3 protein-coding genes are annotated in these 2,982 nt (G+C 70.1%); all 3 read left to right on the top strand.

All coding sequences use genetic code 11. From position 1 onward, the window contains the following. The coding region (locus tag AC1DYX_RS29985) for a BamA/TamA family outer membrane protein (protein ID WP_477265690.1) at positions 1 to 1,361 on the top strand (1,361 nt) is incomplete at its 5' end. A gap of 154 nt (positions 1,362 to 1,515) precedes the next feature. Then, a complete protein-coding gene (locus tag AC1DYX_RS29990; protein WP_477265692.1) occupies positions 1,516 to 1,863 on the top strand; it encodes a zinc ribbon domain-containing protein in 348 nt (115 codons plus the stop codon). A 12-nt stretch (positions 1,864 to 1,875) separates the two neighbouring features. Next, on the top strand, positions 1,876 to 2,982 hold a 1,107-nt coding region (locus AC1DYX_RS29995), incomplete at its 3' end, for an AI-2E family transporter (RefSeq protein WP_477265694.1).

Genomic DNA, 2,982 nt, shown 5'->3' on the forward strand with positions numbered 1-2,982 from the left:
GGCCCGGCGACATCTATATGCGCCCCGAACTGGCCGGCATCACGGCGGTCGACTTCAACGCGTTTCGTGCCGGCGCCGCCAGCGGACGCGCGGCCGCCGAGGCGCAGGCCGCCGCGCTCGCGCGTCTCGGCCTGCCACAGGCGGAATACGACGCCTGGGCGGCCCGGTTGCGGACCGCCCAGGCGCCCCATCCGCGCGTGGACGAGGTGCAGATCACTGGCCTGCAGCGTGTCAATCCGGTCTTCATCGCGCGCCACCTCCACGTCCGGCCCGGCGGCCGGTTCGACGCGGACCAGCTGGAGCGCGACCTCGCGCGGGTGTATGGCGACGGCGACGTCGAGAGCGTGGACTACCGGCTCGTCTCCGTGGACGGACGCACGATCCTGCGCATCGTCGTCACCGAAAAGAGCTGGGGCCCGGACTACCTGCGCTCCGGTGTTTTCATTGAGGCCACCAACCGGGAGACGGAATTCGCCTTTCGCGCCGCCTACCACCGCAAGTGGATCAATGCACTCGGCGCGGAATGGCTGTCCGGCTTCCAGGTGGGCGAGCGCGCGGCGCTGTACACGGAGTTCTACCAGCCGCTGGAGGCGCGCCAGCGCTGGTTCGTCGAGCCCGTGCTGGGCCTTGCCCATGACCGCATCAGCGTCTACGAGGACGACAACCGCGTGGCGGAATACCTGATCCGCCAGCGGCGGGCCGTGCTGAACATCGGTGCGAACGTCGGCGTGCTCGGTGCGCTGCGCCTCGGCTACCTGGTCCGCCATCTCGATACGGCGGTCGAGACGGGGGCGCCGACGCTCCGCACCGGCGAGGCGACCCTGAAGGGCTGGCAGGCGCTGCTCGAGTTCGACCAGTTCGACCGGCCGTTCTTTCCCAACCGGGGCTGGTACGCCAGGCTGGACTACTTCGACCCGCGCGACCAGGATTACACGCGGCTGAGCGGCGACCTGCGCGCGGCCCGGACGTGGGGGCCTTATGTGCTGAATGCGCGTTATTACTACCTGGGCGCGCCGAAAGGACGCCTGCCGCTCGGYGATGCCGGCGGCCTCGGCGGCTTTTTGCAGCTGTCCGGCTACGTGCGCGACCAGATCCTGGCAGGCGACATCCGCTTCGCGAGCATCCGCGCCGAGCGCGTCATCGGCCGCATGCCGCTGGGCCTGCGCGGCGACCTGCGGATCGGTGCGTCGCTGGAGGCGGGCCGGGCGCGCGACCGGTACACCGAGACCCATCTGGACGGCTGGCAGCAGGCGGCCGCCGTCTATCTTGGCGGCGAGACGCCGTTCGGTCCGCTGTACCTCGGCTATGGGCGCGCCAAGGGCGGGCATGGCAGCCTCTACCTGTTTCTCGGCCTGCCATGACGGTTAGCCCTAGGTCCAATTTGCACCGGCCACTCGCGCCACGACAATGTCCCAACGTGTACCGGACATCGTCGCCGGTCGCGCGGATGGGGAGCTCGACGCTAGTCGAACCAAATATGAGGAGATGTGTCCAATCATGATCATGGAAAGCATAATGGGAATCGGGCAGGCCGCCAGGCTGCTGGGGACCAAGGTCAAGACTCTGCAGCGCCGGGAGCGTAACGACCAGTTCGCGCTTGACGAGCGCACCTGGACCTGTGCCGGCTGCGGCGCGCATCACGACCGCGACGTGAACGCGGCGATCAATCTGCAACGGCTCGCCACCGGCGCCCACGCGGCGCAAACGGCGCTACCCGAGGCGAGCCGGGCGGTAACGCCGGGCACTGCCGCCGGCCATGGCCCGGCGGGAGGCGGGAAAGTGACGCCTGTCAGGCACGAGCACGGTCAGCAGGAGGGCTCGGGGCAGGAAGAGATCGGTGAGCACTTGTGCGCACCTTCTTGATAGCAGGATGACGTGAAATTCGACCGATTGATGGAGCAGCTGACCGGCGTCCTGGCGCTGGTCGTGCTGGTGGGCGGCGCCCTCGTCGTGGTCGCGCCGTTCGTGACGGCGCTGCTGTGGGGCGCCATCCTCGCGTTTTCCACGTACCGCCGGTTCCTGAAGCTGGCCGATGCGCTCGGCGGGCGGCGCGGCATTGCGGCGCTGCTCGTCGTGCTCGCGATCCTCGTCGTCCTGATCGGCCCGGTCGTGTACGCGGGCAGCGCCTTCGCGACCCGCGTACCGGGTCTCGTCCTCGCCGTGCAGGAACGGCTCGGTGCCGGGACGCCGCCATTGCCGGACTGGATCGCGCAGCTGCCGTTCGTCGGACCGCGCCTGGAGGACGCGTGGGAAGCGGTCGCCGCGCGCAATCCGGAGGTGGTGGTCCGGCTGCGCCAGCTGGCCGCGCCGGTGCTCGGCGGGGCGCTCGCGGCCGGGCTGTCGGTCGTGCAGGGCATYGGTCTGTTGATCCTGTCCGTACTGTTCGCCGCGTTCTTCTACCTGAGCGGCGACAGCCTCGCCAGCGCCCTGCAGGGCGGGATGCAGCGCGTCGCCGGGGCGCAGGCCGACGCCCTGCTCGGCCTGATCGGCGGCACCGTCAAGGGGGTGGTGTATGGCATCCTCGGCACGTCGCTGGTGCAGGCGCTGCTGTGCGCCGTCGGATACTGGGTCGCCGGCCTGCCGTCGCCCGGCCTGCTGGGCCTCGTCACGTTCTTCCTTGCCGTGATCCCGGGCGGGCCGCTGCTGGTCGTCGTGCCGGGGACGATCTGGCTCGTGCAGCAGGGCGAACCGGGCTGGGCCGTGTTCCTCGTCGTGTGGTCGCTGGCGGTCGCCATTGTCATCGACAACGTGCTCAAGCCCCTCATCATTGGCCGCAGCAGCCATGTGCCGTTCATCCTCATCATGCTGGGCGTGCTGGGCGGGGCGGCGGCGTTCGGCCTGCTCGGTGTGTTCGTGGGGCCGACACTGCTTGCCGTGGCGCATGCGGTGCTGCGCGACTGGGTCAACGTGAAGACTGGACGGCCGTCCGCCGTGCCGCCGGCGGCGCGCACGCCGGCGCCGCTGGCGGGCACGGCCCAGGGT

This window comes from Massilia sp. P2_C2, assembly GCF_056404615.1.